23 protein-coding genes are annotated in these 23814 nt (G+C 54.0%); 1 reads left to right on the forward strand and 22 read right to left on the reverse strand.

Features of this window, described 5'->3' with window-relative positions:
• Positions 1–136 precede the first annotated feature (136 nt).
• From tssA to tssB, 13 genes are all read right to left on the reverse strand, one after another.
• On the reverse strand, positions 137–1600 hold the full coding sequence (tssA, locus tag KF947_RS07080; RefSeq protein ID WP_227405808.1) for a type VI secretion system protein TssA: 1464 nt from the start codon (positions 1598–1600) through the stop codon (positions 137–139).
• 18 nt (positions 1601–1618) lie between these two features.
• Positions 1619–2212 carry a type VI secretion system-associated protein VasI gene (vasI, locus tag KF947_RS07085; protein WP_227405809.1) on the reverse strand — a complete coding sequence of 198 codons (594 nt, stop codon included), beginning with the start codon at positions 2210–2212 and terminating at the stop codon, positions 1619–1621.
• A gap of 62 nt (positions 2213–2274) precedes the next feature.
• Entirely contained in the window at positions 2275–3858 is a 1584-nt protein-coding gene (locus KF947_RS07090; RefSeq protein WP_227405810.1) for a sigma-54 interaction domain-containing protein, read from the reverse strand.
• 4 nt (positions 3859–3862) lie between these two features.
• Positions 3863–6484, reverse strand: coding sequence for a type VI secretion system ATPase TssH (tssH, locus tag KF947_RS07095; RefSeq protein WP_227405811.1), 2622 nt, complete (start codon positions 6482–6484; stop codon positions 3863–3865).
• Between the two features lie 8 nt (positions 6485–6492).
• Positions 6493–7338 (reverse strand): type IVB secretion system protein IcmH/DotU, encoded by an 846-nt coding sequence (icmH, locus tag KF947_RS07100; RefSeq protein WP_227405812.1) that lies wholly within the window; start codon positions 7336–7338, stop codon positions 6493–6495.
• Between the two features lie 3 nt (positions 7339–7341).
• Positions 7342–8676 (reverse strand): type VI secretion system baseplate subunit TssK, encoded by a 1335-nt coding sequence (gene tssK / locus KF947_RS07105; RefSeq protein ID WP_227405813.1) that lies wholly within the window; start codon positions 8674–8676, stop codon positions 7342–7344.
• A complete protein-coding gene (gene tssJ, locus KF947_RS07110; protein WP_227405814.1) occupies positions 8676–9215 on the reverse strand; it encodes a type VI secretion system lipoprotein TssJ in 540 nt (179 codons plus the stop codon). Before tssJ ends, tssK begins: the two co-directional genes overlap by 1 nt.
• Positions 9212–10678, reverse strand: a complete 1467-nt coding sequence (gene tagH / locus KF947_RS07115) for a type VI secretion system-associated FHA domain protein TagH (RefSeq protein ID WP_227405815.1) — start codon at positions 10676–10678, stop codon at positions 9212–9214. Before tagH ends, tssJ begins: the two co-directional genes overlap by 4 nt.
• Before the next feature lie 3 nt (positions 10679–10681).
• Positions 10682–11701 carry a type VI secretion system baseplate subunit TssG gene (tssG, locus tag KF947_RS07120; RefSeq protein ID WP_133733199.1) on the reverse strand — a complete coding sequence of 340 codons (1020 nt, stop codon included), beginning with the start codon at positions 11699–11701 and terminating at the stop codon, positions 10682–10684.
• The gene (tssF, locus tag KF947_RS07125) at positions 11665–13428 is read right to left on the reverse strand and encodes a type VI secretion system baseplate subunit TssF (protein ID WP_227405816.1); all 1764 of its coding nucleotides are present in this window, start codon (positions 13426–13428) and stop codon (positions 11665–11667) included. Before tssF ends, tssG begins: the two co-directional genes overlap by 37 nt.
• Positions 13429–13446: 18 nt before the next feature.
• On the reverse strand, positions 13447–13878 hold the full coding sequence (gene tssE, locus KF947_RS07130; RefSeq protein WP_022521991.1) for a type VI secretion system baseplate subunit TssE: 432 nt from the start codon (positions 13876–13878) through the stop codon (positions 13447–13449).
• A 15-nt stretch (positions 13879–13893) separates the two neighbouring features.
• Complete coding sequence (tssC, locus tag KF947_RS07135; RefSeq protein ID WP_227405817.1) at positions 13894–15375, reverse strand: type VI secretion system contractile sheath large subunit; 1482 nt, start codon at positions 15373–15375, stop codon at positions 13894–13896.
• Between the two features lie 53 nt (positions 15376–15428).
• Positions 15429–15938, reverse strand: coding sequence for a type VI secretion system contractile sheath small subunit (gene tssB / locus KF947_RS07140; protein WP_223288689.1), 510 nt, complete (start codon positions 15936–15938; stop codon positions 15429–15431).
• A 644-nt stretch (positions 15939–16582) separates the two neighbouring features.
• Between tssB and KF947_RS07145 the strand changes: the two genes are divergently transcribed.
• Positions 16583–17101, forward strand: coding sequence for an Hcp family type VI secretion system effector (locus KF947_RS07145; RefSeq protein ID WP_009287534.1), 519 nt, complete (start codon positions 16583–16585; stop codon positions 17099–17101).
• Positions 17102–17239: 138 nt separating this feature from the next.
• Here KF947_RS07145 and KF947_RS07150 read toward each other — a convergent pair whose 3' ends face one another.
• The 9 genes from KF947_RS07150 to lspA form a co-directional block, all read right to left on the reverse strand.
• Positions 17240–18262, reverse strand: a complete 1023-nt coding sequence (locus KF947_RS07150; RefSeq protein WP_227405818.1) for a tryptophan--tRNA ligase — start codon at positions 18260–18262, stop codon at positions 17240–17242.
• 64 nt (positions 18263–18326) lie between these two features.
• A complete protein-coding gene (locus tag KF947_RS07155; RefSeq protein ID WP_227405819.1) occupies positions 18327–19796 on the reverse strand; it encodes a hypothetical protein in 1470 nt (489 codons plus the stop codon).
• 8 nt (positions 19797–19804) lie between these two features.
• Positions 19805–20344: a PilW family protein gene (locus KF947_RS07160; protein ID WP_227405820.1), complete on the reverse strand. Its 540-nt coding sequence runs from the start codon at positions 20342–20344 to the stop codon at positions 19805–19807.
• Complete coding sequence (gene pilV / locus KF947_RS07165) at positions 20331–20759, reverse strand: type IV pilus modification protein PilV (RefSeq protein ID WP_227405821.1); 429 nt, start codon at positions 20757–20759, stop codon at positions 20331–20333. The genes KF947_RS07160 and pilV overlap by 14 nt, the downstream gene beginning before the upstream one ends.
• Complete coding sequence (locus KF947_RS07170; protein WP_227405822.1) at positions 20756–21340, reverse strand: Tfp pilus assembly protein FimT/FimU; 585 nt, start codon at positions 21338–21340, stop codon at positions 20756–20758. The genes pilV and KF947_RS07170 overlap by 4 nt, the downstream gene beginning before the upstream one ends.
• On the reverse strand, positions 21327–21740 hold the full coding sequence (locus tag KF947_RS07175) for a type IV pilin protein (RefSeq protein WP_287018804.1): 414 nt from the start codon (positions 21738–21740) through the stop codon (positions 21327–21329). Before KF947_RS07175 ends, KF947_RS07170 begins: the two co-directional genes overlap by 14 nt.
• A gap of 81 nt (positions 21741–21821) precedes the next feature.
• On the reverse strand, positions 21822–22799 hold the full coding sequence (gene ispH / locus KF947_RS07180; RefSeq protein WP_208862727.1) for a 4-hydroxy-3-methylbut-2-enyl diphosphate reductase: 978 nt from the start codon (positions 22797–22799) through the stop codon (positions 21822–21824).
• A 38-nt stretch (positions 22800–22837) separates the two neighbouring features.
• Positions 22838–23284 carry an FKBP-type peptidyl-prolyl cis-trans isomerase gene (fkpB, locus tag KF947_RS07185; protein ID WP_133733211.1) on the reverse strand — a complete coding sequence of 149 codons (447 nt, stop codon included), beginning with the start codon at positions 23282–23284 and terminating at the stop codon, positions 22838–22840.
• A 19-nt stretch (positions 23285–23303) separates the two neighbouring features.
• A complete protein-coding gene (lspA, locus tag KF947_RS07190) occupies positions 23304–23801 on the reverse strand; it encodes a signal peptidase II (protein WP_133733248.1) in 498 nt (165 codons plus the stop codon).
• Between the last annotated feature and the right edge of the window lie 13 nt (positions 23802–23814).

Here is a 23814-nt window from a genome sequence, read left to right on the forward strand (position 1 = left end):
TGGCGCGATTGTGAGTGCTCTGTGCACGTGAAAAGCCGGGCACCCAGCGGCTCAGCCTTGATTTCAATGTTCCCCACATGAGCCTTTAATCCTCGTCCCTAGTGATAAAGTCGATCATCGTTGCCATACCCTGAGGTCATGTCCTAAGCGATGCCTGAAGCCGCGAAACCAGCGCTGGTTCCCACTGCTCTAAATCAAGTTCATTAACAGTTTGGTGCAGCGTGCTGTAGTGCTGCTGGGCGAGCGTTTCTAGCCCCGCCTCCTGCAGCAAATCAGCGCTGGCCAAGCGCCAGTACGTGCTCTCGCGCAAGGAGCGTGCCGACGCTAACCCCTGGTCAAGCACCTGCAAGGCAGGCCCTAACCCTTCACTCCCCATATAGCTACGCGCTTCCTCTAACCCCGCGTGCCATGCTTCACCGCCACCGGCGCCGTCATTTGCGCCGTTGCCAGCGCCGCTATACAGCCACTGCTGCGTTTCCTTATCTAGAAAAGGCGAGCCATCGTTAAACGTTAACGACTCAATACCGGGGAGCCTTTCCACAAACCGCACCGACTCATCGCGAATAGCCTCAGCGCACCGCGGCCGCCCTAGGCGCTTGGCCAGCTCGGCACTCAAGCGATGCCCTTCTAGCCAGTAGGGGCTGACCGCAACGCTTTTCTCTATGCGCTGCCAAAGCGCTTCGTCACCGCCCCGGGAAAGCGCCTCTCGATAATCCGCCACCCGGTCAGCAGCTACAGGGGCTAACTCGGTACGCCCGCCTTCCCGAGCGGCAGGTAACGCCTGGATGGCGCTCCAGATGGCATAGCGACGCAAGCGGTATGCCAGCGGCTCGCCCGGGTTTTGCTCGTTTAGAAAATCGGCCATTTTGAGCAGAGACTGGCGGTTGGCGCGCTCATTGCCCGCCTCCAGACGCAGTTCGGGGACTTTTGCCCCACCGGGCTGCTCAACCTTTTCAGCACCACTGGAGGAAGAAGGCGCAGCCGTCCGTGCATCGCTACCGGAAGCGTCGCCGCCTTGAGAAGCCGATGCAGCACGGTTTTGATTAGGCTGCTTTTCATCCAGCAGGCGCATCAGCTCGTCAAGTGAGTCAGCGGGCAACTGCTTGTCCGCGGCTAACGTTTGCAGCTTCTCCAGCGAGTGGCGGCAGGCCAGAAACTCATCCTCGGCATTATGAAAGTCGAGGCCCGCGGCAAGCTTCAGCGTGCGTTGGGTAAATTGCTGGAACAGCCTGGGCCGCAACTTAGCCCCACGTGTGCCATTGAAGGGGTATGCCAACGCCCACCAGGCTTCAAGGCAGCCGGTCAGCAGCCTTAGGGAAAGCGCGAAACGCACGCCATTGCCTTCATGCTGCAGGCAGTGCAGCAAGTGTCCCAACACCTTTAGGTCTTTGCCTTTGCGGCTGAGCATAGTGATTGCTAATGCTTCTGCCGTATCCCAATCAACGTCTTGGTGCTGCAATGAACCGACCTTCATCATTTCAGCCTCAAGACGCAGGTAATCGGCGCTGTCCTCCAGCACAACGCCGATCTCCTCGCCCTGCTCATTGGCAGGCAGAGGTGCTAGCAGGGGTTCAAGGTGGCTATCCGCCGTTATACGCATCACGAACTCCTCTACCCACTACCAGCGACAAGCGCTGCGAAGCGGTTGAATTTGCTGACGCAGTCCTGATACATCAAAACGCAGCCCGTCCAGTGCCGCTGCGTCGCTACTCAACACAAGCTCGTTGGCGCTCAATAATTGCCGCAGCGTTTCAATGGCGGGCAGGCCGCGCCCACCGCTTACCACGTGGCCGTCATCGCGCACTCGCCACTGTTGAGAGACATCACGCCCATCCGCGACGACCCGCAACGACACGCGGGGGGTATCCAAGGCATTGGGCAGGTGCACCTGGAAGCGGGTAATTAACTTCTCGCAGGCCAGTACCAAGACGGGCCGCGGAGGCGTTGTGCCCCGTGCGGGCACCGTCATTAATACTTGGCTTCCCTCGGCGCTCACTATCAGGCCAAAGTCATCGGGATTGCGTTTCTCCTCTTGGCTGACAACTGCGTGCCAAAGTGGCGGGAATTCAGCGCTATCACTCGGTGTGCTCTGCTCGTCCAGGAACAGATTGTCGTAGCACCCCAGGCGATCCAAACGCGAGTTTTCTTGGCCGCACTGATGCGCCTGTTCCAATACAGCTGCGCTATCCTCTGCTTGTAGTGCGCTGCTCATGCTTAATAGCCAGAGGCAAATCAATAGCCTGTGCAGCCATCGGCAACTTACGAATGTCACTTTCATTTAGCATCCAGTTCTAGCAATTGGCATTTATGGGAGAGCGTTCGCTTGGGTATTCCCAGGCTCTCTGCTGCAAGGGCACGATTCCCGCCGTAGTAAAGCAATCGCTGGCTAATCAATTGCGCTTCATAATCACGAACCGCTTGGCGCAGATCATGGATCTTACTCAGCGTGCCGCTGGTTTCTGGTGTCGCTGAATCAGCCCCACTGGCGGTATCGCTGGGCAGGAGCAAGGCTTCAATATCGCCACCGGCAGGGGTCATGGCGCAGGCATAATCGATCAAGTTTTTGAGCTCGCGCACGTTGCCGGGGTAATCACGCTCTTTTAGCTGTCGCAACGCGGCAGGTGTGATGCCCATCTCACTGCGTTCTTCCCGGGCACAGAAATCAGCAACAAAGTGCTCGGCCAGAAAGGCGATGTCTTCACGCCGTGCCGACAGCGAAGGCAGCGAAAGCGGGAATTGGCCTAAGCGATAGTAGAGGTCAGCGCGAAACCGCTGCTGTTTGATCTGCTCGCGTAGCGGCTGGTGGGTAGCCGCTATCAGACGCAGGTCTGCACAGCGTTCTTCGTTCGACCCTAGGGGCCGATAGCGGCCGCTCTCCAGCACCCTGAGCAGTTTGGCTTGCAGCGCTAGCGGCATATCGCCGATTTCATCCAGAAACAGCGTACCGCCGTCGGCTTGGGCGATGAGCCCTGCCCTGGCCTGGTCAGCGCCTGAAAACGCCCCTTTAGAATGGCCGAACAGCTCCGACTCCAGCAGCGACTCAGGAATCGCGGCACAGTTAATCGCCATGAACGGCGCCTTGGCGCGTGACGAGAAACGGTGGATCGCTCTCGCCACGAGATCTTTACCAGTGCCGGTTTCACCCTGGAGTAGCACCGCTAAATTGGTTTCGGCCGCACGAATCACCTGCTGCCGAAGCTCTTGCATGGCGATGGAGTTACCCAGCAAATCACTCGCCAGCTTGGCCGCTAACCCCTGGCGCCGGGTGTTGTCGTTGAGCTTGGCTAACGAGTCACGCAATACCGCTGATTTCTGGCGCTCTCCCTGGCTACTTGCCAGGCGCGACCACAACCGGCACAGCAGGGCCTCAAAAGCGACAAAACCGCTGCACTCCATGAGGTTCGTCAAGGTTGCCGCTTCCGTTACGAAGGCCAGCACGCCTAGCCACTCACGGGAACTGTCCTGGAGTCGTAACGGCCTCACGTGTAGCCGCAAATCACCGCTAAGGGAGGCTATTTGGGCTTGAAAACCGGGATGATCAAGCCGGGTACGCGCCTCCCCCACGCCCAGTGTCACCGGTTTACCGGTGCGGATGGCATGGGCGTAGGGGTGACTAAACTCATCACAGTTGAAGCGCGCCTCACTATTATCACGGCCCACCCAGCGACCGCTGCTGTCCAGATAGAGGCACTCTACCCACGCCAGACCCAGGCTATTACCCAGCAGTTGGCGGCTGCGTAAACGCAGCTCCCGTGGAGTGGTACTTTCAACCAGCGCAAGCGCCATGGGCATAGCCGCCAGCCCGGCTAAAGGCTGTGCATCGCTAGCGGAGCGCTGGTCAAGAGCCTTTACCTGCATGGCGCTATGCCACCTCCGCAGTAAAGACGCCGCTGTCGGCATCCGTGCCCAGCACTACCCGGCTGACGTTCTCGCGCCGCGCCATACGCTCAAGCAGGGCACGGGAAAGCGGCGGCAGCAGTTCACCATCGATCACCGACTCCAGCATCCGCGCGCCGTTTTCACTCCGCGTCGCACGTTTGCAAATTGCCTCGGCCAGGCTGTCATCCAGCACCACTTCGGCATGGCGATGGCGCTCACGGATGCGTGTTGCCAAGGTATCCAGCTTGGCCTTGACGATGTCGCGCAGGGTATCGCCGTTCAGCGGCAAGTAAGGCACTACTTCCATACGCGCTAATAGCGCCGGTTTGAAGAACTCAGCCAGCACCGGGTAGAGCGCGGCATCCAGCGCCGCGGGGTCATCGCCATAGCTAACGATGGCTTCGTAGCCCAGGTTAGAGGTCAGGAAAAACAGCACGTTTTTGCAATCGATCACGCGCCCTTCCCCGTCGGCCAGTTCGCCTTTATCAAACGCTTGGTAGAAGAGGTTAAGCACATCGGGATGGGCTTTTTCGACTTCGTCCAGCAGCACCACCGAGTAAGGGCGCTGGCGGATCGCTTCGGTGAGTAGCCCGCCTTCCCCAAACCCTACATACCCCGGCGGCGAACCAATCAGACGTGAAACCGTGTGCTTCTCTTGGTATTCCGACATATTGATCGTGGTAAGAAACTGACGACCGCCATACAGCTGGTCGGCGATTTGCACCACGGTTTCGGTTTTACCCACGCCGCTGGGGCCTACCAGCAGAAATGCGCCCAATGGCCGCCCCGGGCGGCGCAGATCCGCACGCGCGGTTAGCAAGTGGCGATGGATACGCTCAATGGCACTGCCCTGCCCCTGGATTAGCGCATCCAGATGGGTCGGCAGTTCGGTGAGCCGGGTTAGCTCGTCGCTGGTCATGCGCTCGACCGGCACACCGGTCCAATCGCCAATCACCTGAGCAATTTGCGCCTCTTCAACGCTAGGATTAACCAGTGCAAACGTCTCTTGCAGCTGGGCCAACTGCTGCTCCCGTTCGGCGAGTTCTTGATGAACGCCCTCGGGAAGTTGATCAACGGCATCGCCCTCCGTTGCCTCTAGCAGCTGGCGATGTAGCGCCACAATGGCATCGACGCATTCGCGCTGCGCTTGCCAGGCGGCTTCCAGGCTTGCCAACTCCTCTTCCAGCTTGGCTAAACGTTCGGTTAAGTCGTGGTGGCGCTCGCTATCGGGTTCACGCCCCAGCAGACGTTCACGCTCGACCTGGTCACGCTCACGTAGCGCGGCGATATGCTCACTCTGTAAGTGGCTTAGCTTACGGGGCAGGGTATCCAGGGCCTGCGCCAATCGGGTACAGGCGGTATCCAACACATCAATGGCCTTATCGGGCAGTTGCCGACCGGCCAGGTAACGGGCAGAAAGCGCAGCAGCAGCACGCAGGCCGCTGTCGCCGATCAGCACGCCATGGGCGCGCTCATACACATCCCGCAAACCGCGCAGGATGACCAGCGCTTGCTCAACGCTTGGCTCGGAAAGCGCAATGGGCTGGAAACGCCGCGAGAGTGCCGGGTCTTTTTCAAAGTACTTTTTGTACTCACGCCAGGTAGTAGCGGCGATAGTACGCAGTTCCCCACGGGCCAGGGCAGGCTTGAGCAAGTTGGCCGCGTCACCGCCGCCTTCCTGGTTACCAGCACCGATCAGCGTGTGCGCTTCATCTATAAATAACAGCGTAGGGCGCGGAGCATTTTTGACTTCGTCAATCACCGCTTTCAGGCGCTTCTCAAACTCGCCTTTCACCGCGGCACCGGCTTGCAGCGCACCTAGGTCAAGGGTCAGCAGCTCAACATCTGCCAGCGCAGCGGGTACCTGCCCAGCCACAATGCGTGCCGCTAAACCTTCTACCACTGCACTTTTACCCACCCCGGCATCGCCAATTACAATGGGGTTGTTTTTGCGCCGACGCCCCAGGATATCGAGCATTTGGTCGATTTCCGGGTCACGCCCAAGGACAGGGTCAAGCTCACCATTGCGCGCCTGTTCGGTCAGCGAGGTAGCAAAACGGGCAAGCGCACTGTCATCGCCAGCAGGCTGGGCAGTTTGGCGTTGTTTAGCGTCGGCACCGTCCCGAGGCGCTTCGGCTGAATCGGCCGTAAGACGCTCCAAGTGGCGGCGTAGGTTTTCGCGATTGATCTCTTCCAGCAGCGCCGTGCTCTTCGGCCCTAAGTAACGCGGGGCGTTGTGCAGTAGCGCCGTGAAAAGCACGCCGCTGCGAAGCGCTTGATGTCCGTACTCGGTGGCCGCTAGTAACCACGCGTCCTGCAGCAGCTCTACTAATAACGGCGAAAAGCTGGGTGTCGATACCTCAAGGTCACGCGGCGGACGGCTCTCCTCAGCCATTCTTGCGCGCAGCTCCTCGACATCAATATCAAGCGTTTCCAACAGTAAGCGCACATCACATAGCGGCTGGTCGACCAGCGCCAGCAGCAGGTGACCGGTGGTCACCTCCGGTGCTTGCTGCTCTGCGCACAGCACGGCGGCCTGCTCGAGGCCATGACGAGAAATTCCATTCAGTCGACTAATAAGCGCCGGTAGCTCTACCCTAAGCATGCTATCTCCTAACGATAAATCTGATCGAGTAAAGCTCTGACTTGCTCAGCCTGCTGATCCAGCGACCAAGAAAGCCCCAAATAAATACCCACCAACGTAACGCCGAACAGAGCAAAGATGGCCCACAGCGGTAACCCCTCGTGCATCCCTTTACCACGCCCTTTCACCACATGCCTAAGTGGCTGGGTCAGCATCTCATCTGGCGGTTCATCAAGTGACGCCAGTTGATCGCCAAGCGCGCGTACAATTTGGTCGTACTCTTCACGACCGTGGGTTTTCACCCGGTAACGCCCCTCAAACCCAAGGCACAGGCACAAATAGATAAAGGCCAGCATGTCGCGATAGCGATGAGGCTCTTGCTGCAGCCGCGCGAGAATAGAGAAGACTTTTTCGCCACCCCAGGTCTCGTTATGAAACCTTGCCAGCAGTGAGTGTTCGGCCCACTTACTTTGCCGCCCCCAGGGCATGCCCATCACGGTTTCATCGATAAATGAGCAGAGCACATAGCGGTAGGCGAGCAGTGTCGGGCGGTCATACCCTTGCTCGGTTAACTCAATTTCGATTGAGGCAATCTCGTCCACCACCTGGCGATATAAGCGCTCGATATCATCAGCGCCGTCCACCTGACGGACGCGCACCGCCATGCCCAGCAGGCTGCTCGATGCATCGACCAGCGGGTTTAAGTTGTGCCCGCGCAGTCGAAACCAGTAATCCTCGTCAGCATTCAGGTGTTGGGCATGGCTATGCACCAACTGCTCAACGCCGCTGTCTTTTATATGGTCTTCATGGCGAACCGGCTCACCCATCGGGTAGTCGTTTTTGGCGTCATTTTGATGCGTGGCAATATCTTGCATGGCTTAACTCCTGATCGCCCAAAACTGCATCTCCAACCCGGGAAATTCGCCCGCCACGTGGAAGGCAAAACCGCTTGCACCATCCAGCATTCCCCAGGCTTCGCTTTGTCGGCTGAGTTGGAAGTAGGTGTAGCCCGCGTGATAAGGCAGTTCGCGGGGGGCCACCGGTAACGGCTCCAAGGGCACACCCGGTAATTGCAGACTAATAAGGTCGCGAATACGCTCGACGCTGGCCACTTTGGTTTGCTGTAGAAACTGCTTACGCAGGCGTTCGTTAGGCATATCGGCACGCACTGCCAAAATGAATTCGGCTGTTTCAAACAGGCTGGTATCCGAAAGCGGCGCCACCAGTAAGCCAAACTTCCGGGCCTGTATCTGAATGGCGATAGCGCGGGGTTCAAGCACGGTGGAGAGAGCTTGGCGCATCATCTGCATCAAGGGCCGGAATCCGCGCTCGGGATGCTCATGGTCATAAGCAGGACACTCAGGCGGCAAACGCGACTCATCGGTAAACGTCACCAACTCACTAGCGATTTCATACATAGTGTCGTAGAGCCGCTCCGGGTGAACTTGCCCCAAGCGTGACAGATGCTGAAACCGTGGCTGGGCGCGGTTCAGTAGTTGTAAAAGCATGAAATCGGTCACGTCGGCAACCCCTGCCTGGTTAGGCGTCGACAGCCGCTGAGCAATATTGCGCGCCCGCTCTCTCATCAAACCGGCCATTTCCCCCACAAACCGCTGCAGGCTTGGCGCTGCTTGCACGTTCAACAAGGTGGGAATAAATTGCTCATCCAGTACCAAGCTACCGTCGGGGCGGCGCTCTAGAATGCGCGTAACGGCCAAGCAGGCATAACCACTACGATCCTCTCGCTCTAATAGCAAGCGCGGTGAAACGCGCGCCACGTCCAGGTCAGCCATATCACCGTCGCGGGAGTGCAGGTCACGCACGCTGCGAGGCGAAAGGCGATAACGTGCGGGCAGTTCGTCATCGGGCCAGCGCACTTCCCCAACGCTATCCGTGGCTAGCGGCAAGCCTAAATACACCACCTGGTTAGTAATGCCGGCATCAACAACTTCCAGCGCAGAGGGCTCTAAATCATCTTCAGGCAACTGGAAGGCAACGCCATCAGGCATGACACCGCTCGCCCGGCTAATCGCAATCCGGCCAAAGCTTAAAAATTCGTTGTTCAACTCAAGGGTCAAAAATCCGTACAGATAGTGACTAACCCCTTTAAGCCGCGTATCAATCAACCCTTCGAGGCTGCGCTGCTGCTGTTGAAAGTGCTGCGGCTTGATAAATAGCCCTTCACTCCATACCACGCGATTGCGACTGGCCATCACTCTTCCTTCCTTAGTTCTACTTCACTGTTGCGCAGATGAACCAGCAAGTGATAATTCTCTGAACTGGCTTTCACTTTGACGACTTTCTTCCACTCCGCCTCGTTTGGCTGAGCGTAGAACGCAATCAAACCGATATAGCGCGTGTCCTCTTCAATGGCGAAGGGTTCGTAGAATTTCCACTGGCCAGGTAGCAAGGTGAAGTCGTCATGGGTCAGATAGTTCGTGCCCAATGCTGCTTCCAGATCCTCCCTTAACTGATCCATGTCAGCCGCCATTAGCATGGAGTCATCTTTAAGCTGCAAAATTTGAAAGCGCAGCGGCGTCCCCTCGCCATCGATGTTCGGGTTCACATCGGGTTCTGCGACCATGCTTAAATCGACCAGAGTGGGCTGATCTTCCGGATAGCCCACCGGTATCGAGGGGTCTAGCATGACTTCCCAGGCTTTACCGGCTGCTTCACGGGTCGAGGCACAGCCCGTGATTGACAGCAGCACTAAAAGCACCCCAACAAGCCCGAGGCTCTTGGCCTTGCTCATGCGTCCTCCCGCTGCTGGCGACGAACAGACTGGTCATACGCCTGCTCGAAAACTTCCCAGAACAGTTTTTGGAAGCCTAGCTGGCGGCCTGAGTTAAGCTCGTGGTAGTAGTGGCGGTACATTTCCCAGGCCCAGCCGTTTTCATCTTCAATGCGGGTTCCTGCCCCCCGATATGCATGGAAACGTTTGAGCAGCGCTTCAGGTGAAAAGGCGTCCAAAATAGCGGTTAGGGCATACTCGATGGCTTCCTCAACTGCCGCTTGGTGATGGCCTTGATGACGAAGGCACTCCCCCACTGCTTCCGGCGCCGAAAGGTGAACCGGGCTACGCTGGGCCGAAAACATCGTCTCGACAGTGGCCTCGTAAGCCTGGCCAAGGCGCAGGGGGTTATCTTCGATAGGCTGTAAACGACGATCCCGGAGGGGGTATTTGCTATCGTTTTGGGTTTGCTGCAGAGCACGTAAGCCATTAATAGCAGCCCGTAACGTATGGCCCGCTTCTTCAAGAAACGCCTGCTGCTCTTCGCTATCACGGAAGGGAATGTCGATATCCAACCCCCTTAATAGCGGGTCGGCCCCCACATGGCCAAGGGAACGGCCACTAGGCTTTTGCCAGCGATCCTCTAACTGCTCGCCAACGGAACGTTCGAGGTCATCTATTGCCCGCTCATCCATGCTACTGCTCCTCTCTGTCTGGTTGCCTGCTGTATAGCCGTTTGGCGAATGACTGCTTGGTGAATAACCGCTTGGTGAATAGCTGTCCGGTGAATGGCTGCCTGGCTTGCGTTTGATCGCTGGCATGCGCACTGCGCCTTCGCGCCGCTCTTGTTGGTCACGCCCCACACTTCCTTCAACGCGCCGCTCGGAACCCAGCAATTCGGGCATCTCTTCAATGGATTCGGAAAGCTGAGCATTGGCAGAACGGGGGTCGAGAGCGGCCATTGGGTCTTCGTGACCCACTCCACGCGCTACCCCGCCAAGTGCCTCCATGGGATCTTCTTTTTTTGCGGCTTCCGCACGTAGCGGCTGGTCTTCTTGCACTAAAGGACGGCCATACGCATCTACCGCCTCCTGCTCTTCATTGACTAACGAAGCAAGAGGTTGAGCACCGGGTTGAGTGCTCTGCCGATCACCCAAATGCACTTTAAGGCGGTACTCACCGACTAACAGCTCATCGCCCTCACTCAAGGCAACCTTGCGGTTTCGCCCGATCGGTAGAGTGGCGTGATTGATAAAGGTGTGCCCGCTGCTATCAATCAGGCAGAACTTGCCGTCAATTTTGCTCACTTGGGCATGCTGCGGGCGAATGCGGCCGGCGTGATCTTGCAATAACCAGTCATCATCGGTTGAGCAGCCCAGGGTGCCGCCGATTTCATGAAAGACATGACTGCTTGTTGAACGGCCTTCTAGGCGCTCACTATTGGCAATGACCAGCGTTACAGCGGAAATTGGGTTGGCGTTCATTGTTTAACCTGTCATCTGAATACGCACTCGGCGGCGTTTTGAGGCGCTGCCGGACTCGGGATTAACAAAGGTGGTCCAGCCGAGCTGGCAGGTGCCAGCATCGCCTAACCGCATCGGTTTTACGGCGCTGGGTAACAGCTCTAGCTCGAGGTCGTAGGCCAACGGCTCGCGTAGCACAAATTCAACCAAGGTGCGCAATGGAGCATGCTCCCTGCCATCGGGTAGGAAGTCGCGAAAACGCTCCAAGGTAAGGCCAAATAAACCCAGCACGAATTTGCCGTTAACATCAGCAACGCGCTCACCGGCCACTACATCGCTGCCTAAGGTCATTGCTGCCATACCGCTTCGGCTGCGTTGATCCATCGGAATCTGAACCCAGCGATGTACCCACTCTTCAATCTGCACATCATCAAGGTCAAAGCAGTGCCCGACGATGCTGCAGACGACCTCGGGTGAACGCGAACGGCCTGCCAGCAAACCGGCATAAGCCAGCATCTTGCTCCAGTTGATAGGCGTCTCAACGCGCAGGTCACTGTCCGCCAATCCCACCAAAGCAAAAATGGCCGCCGAAAATCCATCGCTAGCGCCATCCTGATAGCGGATGTAGTGGCGATATTTACGCCAACTGCGGTGCACTAACGCCAGTAAGCGGTTATTGAAAAAATCCAGGAAATCGCCTGCAACACCGTCGTGGTGGGCGGCCTCATGCGCTAATGTTTCAAGGTAATAGCTGGGCAACGGCGACTGAGAGCCCTGCAGGCCCAAGAAGCTAACTTCCAGTTCATAATGGCCCTCAGGCTGAAAAGCCAGTGAGAGCACATCACTGCTGGGAAAGCCTAGTGACGCGGAGGCGCTGTAGCGCACACGCTCAAAAGCGGGCGCGCCTCGCTGGCCACACTCAAGGTCATCGCCGTGATGACGATGCAGAAGCTCTACTAGTTGATAAAAATCGTAACGCCGCGCCTTTGCCATCAAAGGGGCAAGCGCTACATCAGAGGCTGTTGCCCCGACTGTAAGGTCCATTTGTAGCGCTCGTGATTTTGACGGTTAATAACATGCAGCTCATGAAACGAGTTGATACTGGCGTACAGAGAGAAGAACCGCGCCAGCACAATGCCAAATAAATACAGACTCCCTTCGTCGCCAAAGGCATCTTGATCTAGCGTCATTACCGAACGCAGACCACGAATGGGCAGTCCTTTTTTCAGCCGATCAATGGGTTGGGTTTCAATGCTAACAATGCCTGCCAGTCGCTTTTGAGCCACTCGCTCGGCCTGCCTATCGACTAAGGCACGGAAATCGTAAGCACGCAGCACAGAACACAGCGCATCACGCTCCAGTAGCGATAAGTAGTTAAGCGATAGATTAGAAATCAGTGTCCATAGCAAACTGCCGTCCAGCGTGGGGCGCAACACTGGCGTGGGGCGGGTGATATTGCGAAACATTGCATAAGAGGGGCTCTCTTCCGTTGAGTAGCAAATATCGCCTACTGTCAATCGCTCAGGCAGCTCACGGTTACTACACGTCAATCCGAGCGAGACGGTTTCGGACATACCTATGTAGCTGCGCTCATCTCCACGCACAAAGGAGATGTCGTGATCAAACCCGTCCCCACGCAAGCTGTCGCGCACGCGTAGCCGGTAATAGGAGGCATCGTTGCCACGGTCTCTCTTGACTTGGTGTTGAAAGCTTTCAAAAGGCACATATTCACGCGGCGTACCACGCCCCTTACCGTTCTCGCTCTCTAACCAGCCCTCGACCTTATCGACGCTAAAAATTTCATAGTGTCCGGGAGATCGACTATTGGGATGAATGCGGTATTCACTGCGCTCACCGCTAACATCGACAGGTTCTGCATCATGAGAGAACAGGTTGATCGCCGGCGAGCAATACAAAGCAAAATGCTCGTCTTTCACCCTCGCGTCGGTCGGTAAGGTACGCTCAAACTCTAGGCGCAAAATAAGTTTGTCTGCGGAAATGGCAGGCAAGTGTTGGTTCAGAGCGGTTACATCAAAGAAGTGGAAAGCTTCAGGAAAACACAGATATTCCTGCAGTATCCGATACCCTTGATACACATTCCGCGGGTAGGGTAGGAGCGCATGGTGACGGTCAAATCCCACCGGCTGCAGCAACTGCTTGGGCAGGGGCAACCGCTTACCATCAATTTCCAGCTCCACACGGGCTAAGTAATGGCTCATCCACAGGTAAAGCGTGCGCGCTGTATAAGCGTCTCCCCCCAGGTGCAAACGCAATGTATCAATCCCCATCGCGCTGAGAGGCTGATCGCTATGAACATCAAGCGCCAACTCAACAATGGAGGCATCACGTGTATGGCGTGCCTCAACCCCCGCATGCTCCAGCGGATAGAGCGTCACGTCATGACAAGTGCGAAACATGCAGGTAGTGCCGTCCACTGGCTTACTGGCTAATTCCGTACCTCGCTCCAGGAGCTGATGGGTACTCAGTGCATGCCACGTAGGGGTAAATTGCACCACCGTCATGCTAGGCACCGGGCGCAAATAGTTCGGCCATAGCATGCTGATCAGCGAATGGGTAAGTTCAGGGAACTCATCCTCCACTTTTTCACGCATGCGGCCGGTTAGAAAGGCAAAGCCTTCTAGTAGACGTTCAACATCAGGATCGGTACTACGCTCAGACAAGAAGCGACTCAGGCCGGGGTTGCCCTCCGCAAATTCTCGCCCTTGGCGCTTCAGAAAATTGAGCTCGTCCCGGTAATAGCGATTTAGCATTCGGGCCTCGCAAGCCTATCAGTTAAGACACTGATAGCGCTTATTATTGAGCAATAAGTCGATCGTGGCGTGGGCGTTATCTCGCCCTAACGCTACGGTGGCATGTACTTGAAAATGCAGTTGTAAGGGGTCGCCATTATTGGGTAATGACTCAACTTCAACGTGCTGAACCCGAGGCTCAAAGCGTTCGATGCATTGCCGAATGGCGCGCTGGATATTCAGCTCTAAATCCAGCACGCCGATCGTTGCATCATTGAAGTCCAGCAACCCCAACTCAGGCTCACAGGCGCTATTGCCCGGATGACTGTTGAGCAACTCCACTAAGTGGCGTTTGATCGACTCAACAGTTTCCGCCAGCCTTTCATCCTCCCCATGCGCTAACGGCTGTTCAGGCATCGCAAGACGCTCAAATAGACGGCTACCTAGCAGGCTGCCATGGTTAATAGCCATGATGGAGAGGTTCCCTTATTCCTTGTCGAGACGTCCGACTAACGACAGCTCAAAGTTGGCACCCATGTACTTAAAGTGCGGGCGCACCGACATAGATACCTGGTACCAACCCGGATCGCCTTCGACATCCGACACCTGAATAGAGGCGGCACGCAGCGGGCGGCGGCTGCGTACATCGGAGGGCGGGTTCTCTTGGTCGGCCACGTATTGGCGAATCCAGGTATTCAGCTCACGTTCAAGGTCTTGACGCTCTTTCCACGACCCGATCTGCTCACGCTGGAGCACTTTAATGTAGTGAGCCAGACGGTTGATGATGAACATATAAGGCAGCTGAGTACCCAGCTTATAGTTGGTCTCAGCGTCTTTGCCTTCGGGCGTGTTCGGAAATACCTTGGGCTTTTGTACGGAGTTTGCCGAGAAGAAAGCAGCGTTATCACTGCCCTTACGCATCGTTAACGAAATAAAGCCCTCTTCGGCCATCTCGAACTCGCGGCGATCCGTCACCAGCACCTCGGTGGGGATTTTAGCCTGCAGCTGGCCTAGCGCTTCGTAGGTATGGACAGGCAAGTTTTCAACCGCACCGCCGCTTTGGGGGCCAATAATGTTCGGGCACCAGCGGTATTTTGCAAAGCTGTCGGTCAAGCGCTCGGCCAGCAGGTACGCCGTATTACCCCAAAGATAATGGTCGTGATCTTCGCTGACGGTTTCACGATAGTTAAATGTCTTGATGGGGTTTTCGACCGGGTCGTAGGGCATCCGCAGCAAGAAACGAGGCGCCGTCAGACCTAAATAGCGCGCGTCTTCTGACTCGCGCAGACTACGCCAGCGCGCGTACTTGGGCCCTTCAAAGATGGCTTTAAAATCTTTGATATTGGGCAGCTCTTCAAAACTATCGATGCCGAAGAAAGAAGGCGCTACCGCTGACAGGAACGGCGCATGGGCCATCGCCCCTACAGCAGCCGTGTGCTGCAACAGTTTCATATCCGGGGTCGAGGGGGTGAAATCATAATGCCCGATAATCCCTGCTACCGGCTCACCGCCAAACTGACCATACCCACCTGCGTAAACGTGTTGGTAAAGCCCGCTTTGGGTAATTTCCGGGGCAAACTCAAAGTCATCCAGCAGTTCTTCTTTGGTGGCGTGAAGCACATCAAGTTTAATATTTTCGCGGAAATCGGTGCGATCAACCAACAGCTTCAAGCCACGCCATGCAGACTCCAGCTGCTGAAAGCTATTGTCGTGAAGAATCTCATCAACTTGATGACTAATTTTCCGGTCAAGCTCAACGATCATGCTATCTACAACGGCTTTATTAACCTGCGGGGCAGCGTTCTCGCCGCTTAACAGTTCGGAAATAAAAGCGGCAACGCCTTGCTTGGCAACGTCGTAGCCTTCATCCGCTGGCGCCATACGCGTCTGCGCCATCACTTGATCAAGTAAAGAAACCTCTTCCTGGGTTTCCACCGTTTGGCTTTTCTTTTGCGCCGTATCACTCATAGAGATGCCTCGAATACAATCCGGTTACTGGACTAGCACGAAAATAGCGATGCTTATTCGTTACGATTAGGGTCAGAATCAAGCAGCTCTAGCTCCGCCAACAGTTGCTGACGCGTTTCGTCACTTTCGAGTAGTTTCTGCAAACGATCACGAAAAGCAGGTACGTTGCCCAGTGGCCCCTTCAAGGCCACCAACGCCTCCCTTAATTCGACTAGCTTACGCAGCTCAGGCACCTGCCGAGCGATACTGTCGGGCGCAAAATCATGGAGAGATTTGAATTCCAAATTGACGGCCAAATCGCTTGCTTCACCCTCTTCTTGCAACCGATTGGGAACCGCAGCCTGCAAACCAAGGTTCGCCTCGCGCATAACAGACTGGAAGTTGTTCTTATCAACAGAAACGGCTTCGCGCTCTTCAATGGAGGTCTCTTCCTCTCCACCTTTGAAGTCACCGACCACCAATAATTTTAACGGCAGTTCCGTCTCGGCCTGCTGATCACCTGTAGCGGGTACATATTTAATATTGATGCGCTCTTTCGGCGCGACCGTTCCTTGCTTAGCCATGGTTTTCGCCCGTAAAAATTAGAACATTTTCGATTCAAAGAAGAATGCTTATTAATCGCGGGAAGTTACCGGATTTACGCCGAAAGTACCAAATGGCCCTAAGTAGACATTGCGGCAATCTGAGGAAAGAAGTTTTTCAAGATGACGTTTTTTAAAACCATTTTCGAGGATTTTAGAAGCAAAACAAAACATACTAATTAAAATTGGCCTTTTAACGCCGCATTTGTAAGAGATCTCTTACAAAAACTGTCACTGATTTCTTACAAAACGACGAGCAAAATTCATACAAGAGAGGTGCTTAAATGGGCAGTACCGTCATTTTTTTGCGGCAAAAATATTGCTCCGCTGGCCCTGTTTCTGCTTAAAATTCCAAGAAAAGCTTTAGCCATAAAGCAAGGTAACGGTAGATGCAACCCAGCGTTACTAAGCGCATATAGATGTAACAAGTAAGCAAGCAAGTTCTTGCCCTACCAGGCAATATCTTGCCCAGCGCAAGCAACTCTTTGCCCCAGAGAAAGAAGCGCCACACCATAAAAAAACATAAATTATTGATATATAAATAATTTAATAAACCTGGCCCTGAAGCTGCTCTGTTGTTTGAGTCCACGTGACATTTCTTTAATTTTTCAGTCAAGGAGCAGACCATGCCAACACCATGTTATATCAGCATCGAAGGCCAAACTCAGGGCAACATCACCGCCGGCGCTTTTACCCCTGACTCCGTAGGTAACATCTACGTTGAAGGTCATGAAGACCAGATGCTGGTGCAAGAATTTAAGCATGTCGTTACCGTACCTACTGACCCACAGTCTGGTCAGCCGTCCGGCCAACGTGCACACAAGCCCTTTATCTTTACCGTTGCCCTAAACAAATCAGTACCGCTGATGTACAACGCCCTAGCGTCTGGCGAAATGCTGCCCAATGTTGAGCTGAAATGGTACCGCACCTCTGTTGAAGGTAAGCAAGAGCACTTCTTCACCACCACGCTGACCGATGCCACCATCGTTGACATCAACCTGCGTATGCCACACGCACAAGACATCACCAAGTCTGAATTCACCCAGTTGATGGATGTGTCACTGGCTTACCGCAAGATTGACTGGGAACACACTGTCGCTGGTACCTCTGGTTCCGACGACTGGCGCGCCCCGATCGAAGGCTAAGCTGTTGCTCTTGGCCTAGATCAGGTCTGAATAACAAGGCCTCAAACAAGCGAAGCCCCTTCCAACCGGAAGGGGCTTCGTCTTTTCTGCTTCTCGTAACAGGCATTTTGCTATGGGTATTGCAGCGAGGCTTAGGGATTAAACAAACCGCCCCAAGCCAACAGCCGCACGTAAACGATCCATCGTTACAGCGGCTTCTTCACGGGCTCGCTCAGCGCCTTTCTGCAGTACCGCCTCAATATGGGCGGGGTCTTCCATCAGTGCGTTATAGCGTTCACGCGGCGCGCTCAAGTGGGCGTTCAAGTACTCAAAAACTTGATCCTTAGCTGCACCCCAACCAATACCGTTTACGTACTGCTCACGCAGGCTAGCGGTCTCTTCAGACGTCGCAAAGGCGGAGTAGATTTGAAACAGCGTGCAGGTGTCTGGATCTTTCGGCTCACCGGGTTCCAGCGAGTTGGTCTTAATCTTACGTACCAGCTTTTGCAGCTTCTTCTCAGTCACAAACAATGGAATGGTATTGTCGTAGCTCTTGGACATCTTGCGCCCATCCAACCCATTCAGTAGCTGTATTTTGTCGTCTACCACGGCCTCAGGGAGGGTAAAGTGCTGACCTTTGTAGAGGTGGTTAAAACGCCCGGCAATATCGCGGGCCATCTCGATATGCTGAATCTGATCACGCCCTACCGGCACCTTGTTGGCGTTAAACATTAAAATATCCGCGGCCATCAGCACGGGGTAACCAAAAAGGCCCATCGTAATGCCTTTATCAGGATCCTGGTTTTCCGCCTCTTCGTTCTCTGCAACCGCTGCTTTGTAGGCATGGGCGCGATTCATCAGGCCTTTTGCACAAACGCAGGAGAGCATCCAAGTCAGCTCTGGGATTTCTGAAATGTCCGACTGGCGGTAGAAAATCGCATTATCGGTATCCAGCCCCATTGCCAGCCAAGTAGCAGCAATTTCCAAGCGAGACGCCTGCACACGTTTGGGATCCGGACACTTGATCAACGCATGATAGTCGGCTAAAAAATAGAAAGACTGTACGTTGGGATCCTGGCTTGCCTCAATGGCGGGCTTGATCGCCCCAACGTAGTTACCTAAATGTGGCGTACCGGTGGTGGTAATGCCGGTGAGAACGCGGGTTTTGGCAGACTGACTCATGGTTTTCAGACTCTTAAGCAAATACCCCTATGATAACGCGCACTTGAGCACGTGGCGAATGGCGTTATTGCCAACCTACTAGACTCCATCCACTGCCACTTCCAGGAGATACATCAGATGTCTCCCCTGAAGTGCCCACTCTATAGTCTGCGAGTTCCGGCACATACTCTAAACGACCCGACCCGAACATCTCTACATTTTGGGCACGTAAACTGCCATAAAGAGCACCGCTGCCTCCGATATCCACATTGGAACCTGGGGCATAAATAGCCGCATAAGTATTGTTACTACCGCCGATTTTAACGCCACTTTGACTGCCAGCTTGCTGATATGCGCTATAAATGCTCACTGCTGGCCGCTCAACCCCAGCGCTATCCTGACGCATAAAATTTTCTGCGCCCAGTGCTAATTCGCTCCCAGCAGATAGCGTAACCTTACCGCTAACATATAGGTTCAAGACTGCGTCTTGTGAAATTTCAAGTGAAGTATTACCGCCTAGATCAAAGTCACCATCTACAAAAAGATTGACAGTCCCATCCACTACTAATCGCTGCAAGCGCCCACTCGTCCTTAAATTTTTGTTAATGCTTAGAGATGTTTCGATACCTGGCACACCAAGATAAGAGATAGAAGCATCCTGGTTATTCCGCCCTCCAGTTAAGGTAAAAGCATTGTCACTTTCTTCAAAATAGTGGTCTCGCCCTTGTTCTTGCAACCATTGAGCGGCACCTACAACATCTCGCTCAGCAGCAATTGCTTCAAAAAAGGTACGACCATTTTCATCTATATCTAGTATGCCTAAATTGTCGCATGTCTCGGTAAACTCATAACCATCGCTGCTGTCTTGATAATTCGCAACTGCCTGTCCATTTTGATTCCGCCACCAGTTTGGAGCAATAATTTTACCACCTGCGAAAATACTGTCCGGCGGTGCGGGGTTTCCATCAACCACTACATTGTTCCCAGCCAACACCCCCCCGGTTATCCTGGGACTACCTTTGAACGTTATATTTTGACATACCGTCACCGCTGAACTGAAAGGAGTCACCGCTTCATCTTCACTATCATCACCGTTACCACCACCTCCTGAACCAGGGTCTTCATCTCCGCCCCTACGATAAGTGGCAATCGTTTCTCGAACGGAATTATTGTTAGTACCCTGATCTCTTGTTATTACAGTGATGGTTCCTTTTTCTTTATCGACACGTATATCTACCGCTTTCGAAAGGGTTTCAATTCTTGTGACCGAGTTTAAATGGTTCAAAACGTCACCTTCAAAACCTTGATAACACTCCTGTGCACCATCACACTCTGTATTATAAATGTCATCCAATAAGCCTGATGATGAGCCTGAATAATTTCTAAACTCTGACATCATACTGTCAGAGTTCATTTGCGCTTGGACTGAAGCACGATAATTCCCCGCCAACCGCTCGTCAATCAACGCACTCTGCATACCCGACATACCTAACATCAACGCGCCGGAGAGCAGCGCCATAACAATCACTAACGCAGCACCTTGCTGATGTTTCATATCATCACCTATGAAAATACGCTTATTCTATTTTGAATGTGAATTACAAACTCTTCGTAATTTTGACCTTTTTCAGTAGCAAGCCTGATTGTCAGCTTGTAAAGCCCATCATCAAGCTCTTCAACCGAGAATGAGTCGTCACTAGCGTCATAAAAACCTTCTACAAGCGGTTCAGAATTACCCCAACTATTTTCGTTTGCACATTTCCTTCTTATACTTAAAGAAAAACTTTCGTTTGATTCAGTTACAAAATATCTCTTATCCAAAGGCTCACCTTCATTGCAAGCCCCATTTTGAGATAATATCGAAAGCTCTACAGTGCCGTCATCTAGCGCTAGACTGATATCAGTTGCAGACCGGATATCTTGAGCCATAGTTCCTGTTATAAAAATTAATGCTTCTTGCTTACGGCTTAACTCATCCACTGCTCTAAATGTTTGAAAAGTGGTCAGAAAAAGCTGCCCTGCTCCCAGTATAATGACAGTACCAATCGCCATTGCCACCATCAGCTCGACAAGCGTAAATCCAGTTTGTTTATTCAACATCATTGCCTTCATCCAACTGAGGGAGAAGAAGCGTATACGTCAGTTCGTATGATTCCTCATCACCAGGCTGACTACTTAGATCAATGACAATAGTAAACTCACACCCATTCGGCACTATGGCACTCCCCTGCTCAGTCACATTACGCAAAGGCTTCGCATTCTTATCTGCAAACCAATGAGTCTGCCAATCCGCTTCAACATCAATATCTGCGCAACTATTTACATCATCTCTTGCCCATTCCGCCCAAATCCTTTCCTGTGCATCCACAGCCGCCACGCTTGCCACCGAACGCTGGTAGCCAGCATTTGCGCTTTGCAGCGCTTTAAGCTGCATGGCGGCCACACCGATCAGGCCAATCGAGAGCACCACCAGTGCGATTAGCGCTTCTATTAAGCTAAAGCCACGCTGAGAGCTCATGACTCACTCCCCTTCCTACGAATGCTGCCCGTTGTACGAATCACCAACGTTACAGGACTAGTTGATGCACTTCCCCCAGTGGCTTTTAGCGTCATTTCGCAGGGTGAGTCCGGACAACTGGAGATATCAGCATCGCCCAAACTTTGGAAAGTAAGCGAGAATTCTTGCTCTGGCGAGCTAATGTTGGTCGATTGTCCTACTCGTAAGATCTCATCAGGTGCGACGCTCTTTGTGACCCAATAGCACCCTCCCGAATAACGGTAACGAGCGCTCCCTTGACTGTTTTCAGCCGAATCTTCAGCGATTTCGTTATCTCGACAGGATTCAGGGCGACGGTTAGAAGTGATGGCATTGGAGGGGGAAAAGTTAACGGATATATCGGTGCGTTGTTTGATCGCCTCACTGCGGGCAAAGCTCAAGACAGAAATTATCTCGTTGACCTCGCTGGCTAGCTGCTGACGAGCAAGAAAGCCGGTGAAAGCAGGAACTGCCATAATAGCGATGATAGTTGCGATAATCAGCGTGACCAGCAGCTCAATCAGGGTAAACCCACGTTGTTGTCTCAGCTCACCAACAGGCATTGGGTAACCTTTCGCCACTCGAATTTAGCGTAATATTATCTTCGCAGCCGTCATTCTGATCGGTACTGGCGGTCAATAGATAGCCGTTGCCACTAACATTTACCGCAATCGTATAGTTGCTTTCAGGAGAGGAGTTACTGATAGGGCAATCACTATAGGTGTAAGTCCGCGTATAGCAGCGCTCAAGCTCGGAAGCAGCCTGCATAAGGCCCGCATGAGCGTCGGTTCGCACTGATTTTTGCACGTAGCGGGTATAGCTGGGGTAGGCAATGGAGGCGACGATGCCGATAATCACCAGCACAATCATCAATTCAATAAGGGTGAAGCCGCGCTGGCCATTCAGTAAAGAACGGCCACTCAGTAAAGAACGGCCATTAGAAAGATTAGAGACATAAGACACGCGGCTTCGCTCCCGTATTAGTTGGCTCATACTGTTTCAGTATGTCGCAAACCAATACGCTTTGCATTACGAAGCGTGCGATCAGCTGCTGGCGATGACCTTTTCACGCAGCTCTTTCGGCATAGAGAAGGTAATAGTCTCTTCGCGGCCCTGTAGCTCTTCAGGTAATGCGGCGCCCATGGTTTGCAGCTTGGCAACCACACCTTTAACCAATACTTCGGGAGCACTGGCACCAGCTGTTACTCCGACGCGCGCTACATTCTCAAGCCATTGAGGATCGATTTGATCAGCGTTATCGATCAAGTAGGCGGGCGTACCCATACGCTCAGAAAGCTCACGCAAGCGGTTAGAGTTAGAGCTATTGGGGCTGCCCACTACCAGCAATAGATCGCTCTGGGTCGCTAGCTCACGCACCGCATCTTGTCGGTTCTGCGTTGCGTAACAAATATCGTCATTGCGTGGCCCCTGAATCTCGGCAAACTTACCACGCAAGGCGTCAATTACCTTGGCGGTGTCATCCATCGACAGCGTCGTTTGGGTCACGAAGGCCAGCTTCGAGGGATCATTCACCTCCAGCTTAGCAACGTCTTTTTCATCCTCTACCAAATAGATACGCCCACCGTGGGAGGTGTCATAACGCCCCATGGTGCCTTCGACTTCCGGGTGGCCTTCATGGCCGATGAGAATGCACTCCTGGCCACGCTTGGCATAGCGCAAAACTTCCAGGTGCACTTTAGTGACCAGCGGACAGGTGGCATCGAACACCTTCAACCCCCGCCGCTCAGCATCGGCTTGCACCGCGCGGGAGACGCCGTGGGCGGAGAAGATAACGATGACATCGTCTGGCACTTCATCCAGTTCTTCAACAAACACCGCTCCGCGGGCGCGCAGCGTTTCAACCACAAAGCGGTTGTGCACGACCTCATGGCGTACGTAAATCGGCGGGCCAAACACATCCAGTGCGCGGTTGACGATATCGATGGCGCGATCCACACCGGCGCAAAAACCACGCGGATTGGCCAATTTAATCTGAATGGGCTGTGCTTGCGTCGATTGCATAGTATCGCCTTGATGCGTAAGCGGCATCGCTTAGTGAATTAATGCGTTGTCACCGGTTTAACGTCGAGTACTTCGACCTCAAACGTTAGGGTACGCCCTGCCAGAGGGTGATTGAAGTCCACCTCGATACGATCACCGTCAATGGTTTTGACCACACCTGGCAATTCCGTTCCCGCTTTATCGGCAAACGACATCACCATACCAATTTCCGGGGCTTCATCGCCAAAATCTGCCCGCTTCAGGGTCTGAATATTTTGCGGGTTGTGCTGGCCGAACGCATGCTCAGGGGTTATCTGAAAGGTAGCATCCTGACCTGCGGCCATGCCTTTGATAGGATGCTCAAAACCGGGGGGCAGGTTTCCGTCGCCAAACTCGAAGGTGGCCGGTGCTTTGTCTTTGGTGGAGTCCACCAAGGTGCCATCTTCCAGCTTTAAGGTGAAGTGCAGCGTCACTTCCATGCCGTCATCGATCAAATAGTCGCTCATTGCAGTTCTCAACGTTCGATTAATGGGAAGTCTTGGCCGCTTTTTTGCGCCGCCGCTCGCCCATAATGGATTCCCAGATTAAAGCGACCGCCCCCAGGGTAATCGCTATATCCGCCACGTTAAACGCCGGGTAGTACCACCCAGCGACGTGAAACGATAAAAAGTCGACCACATAGCCATGCACCAGGCGGTCATAAAGATTGCCTAGCGCCCCACCAATAATCAGCGGCAGAGCTATCGCCAATAGCTTTTCATCGTTTTTGATGCGCGAAAGCCACACCGTCAGCGCCACGCTTGCACCTATGGCAATCAATGCAAAGAACCAGCGCTGCCAGCCGGGATGCGTGGCTAAAAAGCTGAACGCCGCGCCAGTGTTGTGTAGCAGCGTCAGGTTAAAAAACGGCAGTACCTCGACCGGCTGAGCGTAGCCCAACTGACTACTGGCCACGTATTTAGTGGCCAAATCTAACACGATCACTGCCACTGCTAGCCATAGCCAGCGCAGCGGCCGCTGCATCGTCGGCCGCGCG

Source organism: Halomonas sp. FeN2 (genome assembly GCF_020595105.1).
GTDB lineage: Bacteria > Pseudomonadota > Gammaproteobacteria > Pseudomonadales > Halomonadaceae > Vreelandella > Vreelandella neptunia.

Excerpts from the sequence above, each read along its gene's own strand:
- tssA (WP_227405808.1), bottom strand. The coding sequence starts at position 1,600 with ATGCGTATAACGGCGGATAGCCACCTTGAACCCCTGCTAGCACCTCTG.
- vasI (WP_227405809.1), bottom strand. The coding sequence starts at position 2,212 with ATGAGCAGCGCACTACAAGCAGAGGATAGCGCAGCTGTATTGGAACAG.
- KF947_RS07090 (WP_227405810.1), bottom strand. The coding sequence starts at position 3,858 with ATGCAGGTAAAGGCTCTTGACCAGCGCTCCGCTAGCGATGCACAGCCT.
- tssH (WP_227405811.1), bottom strand. The coding sequence starts at position 6,484 with ATGCTTAGGGTAGAGCTACCGGCGCTTATTAGTCGACTGAATGGAATT.
- icmH (WP_227405812.1), bottom strand. The coding sequence starts at position 7,338 with ATGCAAGATATTGCCACGCATCAAAATGACGCCAAAAACGACTACCCG.
- tssK (WP_227405813.1), bottom strand. The coding sequence starts at position 8,676 with ATGGCCAGTCGCAATCGCGTGGTATGGAGTGAAGGGCTATTTATCAAG.
- tssJ (WP_227405814.1), bottom strand. The coding sequence starts at position 9,215 with ATGAGCAAGGCCAAGAGCCTCGGGCTTGTTGGGGTGCTTTTAGTGCTG.
- tagH (WP_227405815.1), bottom strand. The coding sequence starts at position 10,678 with ATGAACGCCAACCCAATTTCCGCTGTAACGCTGGTCATTGCCAATAGT.
- tssG (WP_133733199.1), bottom strand. The coding sequence starts at position 11,701 with ATGGACCTTACAGTCGGGGCAACAGCCTCTGATGTAGCGCTTGCCCCT.
- tssF (WP_227405816.1), bottom strand. The coding sequence starts at position 13,428 with ATGCTAAATCGCTATTACCGGGACGAGCTCAATTTTCTGAAGCGCCAA.
- tssE (WP_022521991.1), bottom strand. The coding sequence starts at position 13,878 with ATGGCTATTAACCATGGCAGCCTGCTAGGTAGCCGTCTATTTGAGCGT.
- tssC (WP_227405817.1), bottom strand. The coding sequence starts at position 15,375 with ATGAGTGATACGGCGCAAAAGAAAAGCCAAACGGTGGAAACCCAGGAA.
- tssB (WP_223288689.1), bottom strand. The coding sequence starts at position 15,938 with ATGGCTAAGCAAGGAACGGTCGCGCCGAAAGAGCGCATCAATATTAAA.
- KF947_RS07145 (WP_009287534.1), top strand. The coding sequence starts at position 16,583 with ATGCCAACACCATGTTATATCAGCATCGAAGGCCAAACTCAGGGCAAC.
- KF947_RS07150 (WP_227405818.1), bottom strand. The coding sequence starts at position 18,262 with ATGAGTCAGTCTGCCAAAACCCGCGTTCTCACCGGCATTACCACCACC.
- KF947_RS07155 (WP_227405819.1), bottom strand. The coding sequence starts at position 19,796 with ATGAAACATCAGCAAGGTGCTGCGTTAGTGATTGTTATGGCGCTGCTC.
- KF947_RS07160 (WP_227405820.1), bottom strand. The coding sequence starts at position 20,344 with ATGATGTTGAATAAACAAACTGGATTTACGCTTGTCGAGCTGATGGTG.
- pilV (WP_227405821.1), bottom strand. The coding sequence starts at position 20,759 with ATGAGCTCTCAGCGTGGCTTTAGCTTAATAGAAGCGCTAATCGCACTG.
- KF947_RS07170 (WP_227405822.1), bottom strand. The coding sequence starts at position 21,340 with ATGCCTGTTGGTGAGCTGAGACAACAACGTGGGTTTACCCTGATTGAG.
- ispH (WP_208862727.1), bottom strand. The coding sequence starts at position 22,799 with ATGCAATCGACGCAAGCACAGCCCATTCAGATTAAATTGGCCAATCCG.
- fkpB (WP_133733211.1), bottom strand. The coding sequence starts at position 23,284 with ATGAGCGACTATTTGATCGATGACGGCATGGAAGTGACGCTGCACTTC.
- lspA (WP_133733248.1), bottom strand. The coding sequence starts at position 23,801 with ATGCAGCGGCCGCTGCGCTGGCTATGGCTAGCAGTGGCAGTGATCGTG.